Here is a 304-nt window from a genome sequence, read left to right as displayed (position 1 = left end):
CGATAGCAAGTTCTTCAGGGACTCGAATGCCATGTTTTCGCGCCTCTGTTAATAAACCAGCTGCAACTTGATCGTTCGCTGTAAAAATAGCGGTTGGGCGATTTTTCATGTGTAAAATGCGATGAAGTATTTTTGCACCATCCTGCATCGTATAGCATTGATGAAAAATCCAATCTGGATGTACCGTTTTACCGTCGTTATGCAGCGTATCAGCAAATGCTTTTTCGCGCTCCATAGAAGTTGCACTCGTTTTTCTTGCTAAACAGATTCCGATTTTTTCATGGCCTTTACTGAGTAAATAGGC

Annotated in this window: 1 protein-coding gene; it reads right to left on the bottom strand. The window is 41.8% G+C overall.

Features of this window, described 5'->3' with window-relative positions:
- Positions 1-304: substrate-binding domain-containing protein (locus ACSG5Z_RS30545; protein ID WP_435712823.1), on the bottom strand; the 304-nt coding region annotated here is incomplete at both ends.

The organism is Bacillus pretiosus, assembly GCF_051294775.1.
GTDB classification, from domain to species: Bacteria; Bacillota; Bacilli; order Bacillales; family Bacillaceae_G; genus Bacillus_A; species Bacillus_A wiedmannii.
This window is presented reverse-complemented; position numbering and strand designations above follow the sequence as displayed.